At 74.9% G+C, this 3,023-nt stretch carries 2 protein-coding genes; both read left to right on the forward strand.

Annotated features, from left to right (window positions below; genetic code table 11):
* The first annotated feature begins 306 nt into the window (after positions 1-306).
* Entirely contained in the window at positions 307-2,166 is a 1,860-nt protein-coding gene (locus PYV61_RS23170) for a sugar-binding domain-containing protein (protein ID WP_275836155.1), read from the forward strand.
* Positions 2,167-2,176: 10 nt separating this feature from the next.
* The gene (locus PYV61_RS23175) at positions 2,177-2,959 is read left to right on the forward strand and encodes an alpha/beta hydrolase (RefSeq protein WP_275836157.1); all 783 of its coding nucleotides are present in this window, start codon (positions 2,177-2,179) and stop codon (positions 2,957-2,959) included.
* Positions 2,960-3,023 lie beyond the last annotated feature (64 nt).

Consider the following 3,023-nt stretch of genomic DNA (forward strand, 5'->3'; position numbering starts at 1 on the left):
CGGCGTTCGGGCGCTGCGGCGCGGGCGCCGTGCTGGGCGTGGCGGGGCGGCACGCCCCGAGGGCGGCCAGCGCGGCGGCGAGCGCGACGCGTCCGGTGAGGGAGGACTGCGGCATCCGGAGGGGAGGAGGGGGGGACCGGCCGGCTCGGCCGGGGCGCCCCCAATCTAGGCGCCGAGCCGGGCCGCGGGCGTGCCGGGGCGTTGACGATCCGTTCGCCGGGTGGGCGGGGGGCGGCCCCGACGCGGCGTGCCCCTTGCGGCTGTCGCGCGGCTGTCGCGCGCGCCCGACCCCTCCGACCGCTCCGCATGTCCCGCCCGCTCCCCGACTTCCTCGTCGCCGACCCGGCGGCGCACGCCTACCCCCGCCCCCAGCTCGAGCGCGCCGACTGGTGGTCGCTCAACGGGACGTGGGACTTCGCGCTCGACGTGGAGGGGCGCTGGCGCACCCCGGCCGACGTGGCGTTCGACCGCAGCATCGCGGTGCCGTTCGCCCCGGAGACGCCGGCGAGCGGGGTGGAGATGAAGGACTTCTTCCTCGCCTGCTGGTACCGCCGCACCTTCGACCCGCCGTCGCTGGGCGAGGGGGAGCGGCTGCTGCTCCACTTCGGCGCGGTGGACTACCAGGCGACGGTGTGGGTGAACGACGTGCGCCTCGCCGAGCACGAGGGCGGGTACACCCCGTTCTCGGTCGACGTGACCGAGGCGCTGCGCGACGGGGGCCCGCAGACGGTGGTGGTGCAGGCGCACGACGACCCGCACGACCTCGCCAAGCCGCGCGGCAAGCAGGACTGGCAGCGCGAGCCGCACTCGATCTGGTACCAGCGCACGTCGGGGATCTGGCAGACGGTGTGGCTGGAGAAGGTGCCGCCGACGCGCATCGGCGGGATCCGCTGGACGGGGAGCCTCGAGCACTGGGCGGTGGGGCTCGACCTGCACCTGGCCGGGGAGCGGCGCGCGGGGCTGCGCCTCAAGGTGCGGCTGACGGCCAACGGGCAGCTGCTGGCCGACGACACGTACCAGCTGGTGGCCGGCGAGGTGCACCGCCGCATCGCGCTGTCGGACCCCGGCATCGACGACTTCCGCAACGAGCTGCTCTGGCGCCCCGAGCAGCCGACGCTGATCGACGCGGAGCTGGAGCTGTGGGGGGAGCGCGGCGAGCGGCTCGACGCGGTGCGCAGCTACACGGCGATCCGGCAGATCGGGATCCAGGGGGACCGCTTCGTCCTCAACGGGCGCCCGTACCACCTCAAGCTCGTGCTCGACCAGGGGTACTGGGAGCACACGGGGCTGACGGCGCCGAGCGACGCCGCGCTGCGCCGCGACGTGGTGATGGCGAAGGCGATGGGGTTCAACGGGGTGCGCAAGCACCAGAAGATCGAGGACCCGCGCTACCTGTACTGGGCCGACCGCCTCGGGCTGCTGGTGTGGGAGGAGATGCCGTCGCCGTACCGCTTCACGCGGCGCGCGGTGGACCGGCTGACGACGCAGTGGCTCGACGTGATGCGGCGCGACGCCAGCCACCCGTGCATCATGGCGTGGGTGCCGTTCAACGAGAGCTGGGGCGTCCCCGACCTGCCGTCGATGCCCGAGCAGCGGCACTGGGTGGAGGCGATGTACCACCTCACGCGCACGGTGGACTCGTCGCGCCTCGTGGTGGGGAACGACGGGTGGGAGAGCGTGGCCACCGACCTGGTGGGGATCCACGACTACGACCACGACCCGGAGCGCATCCGCCGCCGCTACCGCCCCGAGCTGGAGCTGCCGCAGATCTTCGCCCGCGAGCGCCCGGGGCACCGCATCCTGGTGCTCAACGACGTCGAGACGCACGCCAAGCTGCCCGTGGTGCTCACCGAGTTCGGCGGGATCGCCTACGCCGCCGACGAGGACCGCACGTGGGGCTACTCGCGGTCGCGCACGGCGCGCGAGTTCCAGGAGAAGTACGCGGCGCTGCTGCGCGCGGTGAACCAGATCGGGCTGTTCGCGGGGTTCTGCTACACGCAGTTCACCGACACCTACCAGGAGGCGAACGGGCTGCTGTTCATGGACCGCACGCCCAAGTTCGACCTGGCGGCGATGGAGCGCGCGACGCGGGGCGACTGGCAGCCGGGGCACGACGAGGAGACGGGCGGGGCGCCGCACGCGATCGTCCCCGAGAACGCGCCGTAGGGCCGGGCCGATGGCGGTGCGCCTCGCCCACGACGTGCGCGGCGAGCGCGCGGTCGCCGGCGGCCGCCGCGCCGAGCTGGCGTTCGGCCCCGACGGCGCGGCGGCGCGCGTGCCGGCGGTGCTGCTCCTCCCCGCGGCCGCGTCGCGCGCCGCGTCGGCGCCGGGCGCGGTGCTCCTGCACGGCTTCACGTCGCGCAAGGAGCAGATGGCCGACACGGTGGGCGCCGCGCTGCTGCGCCGCGGGCTCGCCACGCTGGCGATCGACCTGCCGCTGCACGGCGAGCGCGTGGCCGAGGGGCGCGTGGACCGCTCGACGTTCGGGCGCAACCCGCTCGCCCTCGCCGGCGCCTGGCGCGACGCCCAGCGCGAGGCGACGCTCGCCCTCGGCTACCTCGGCGCCCGCCCCGAGGTCGACCGCGACCGCCTCGCGGTGGTCGGCTACTCGATGGGCTCCTTCCTCGGCGTGCAGGTCGCGGCCGCCGAGCCGCGCGTGCGCGCGCTGGTGCTGGCGGCCGGCGGCGACCTGCCGGAAGGGACGCCGTTCGCCGCGGTGGTGCGCGCGCTGGCCGACCCGCTGCGCGCCGTGCGCCGCTTCGACGGACGCCCGCTGCTCATGGTCCACGGCCGCCGCGACCCGACGGTGACGGCCGCGCAGGCGCAGCGCCTGTTCGACGCGGCGCAGGAGCCGAAGGAGATTCGGTGGTACGACGCCGGGCACTACCTCCCCACGCAGGCGCTCGACGACGCGGGGGAGTGGCTGGTGTCGCGGTTGAACTACCAGGAGAACGGATGAGACGGATCGGATCTGGGCGATTGTCAAAGATTTGGTAGCGCGCGGAGGCTCTGGGCGAGCAGGA

The sequence above is a fragment of the Roseisolibacter sp. H3M3-2 genome (genome assembly GCF_029211165.1).
In the GTDB taxonomy this organism is placed as follows: Bacteria; Gemmatimonadota; Gemmatimonadetes; order Gemmatimonadales; family Gemmatimonadaceae; genus Roseisolibacter.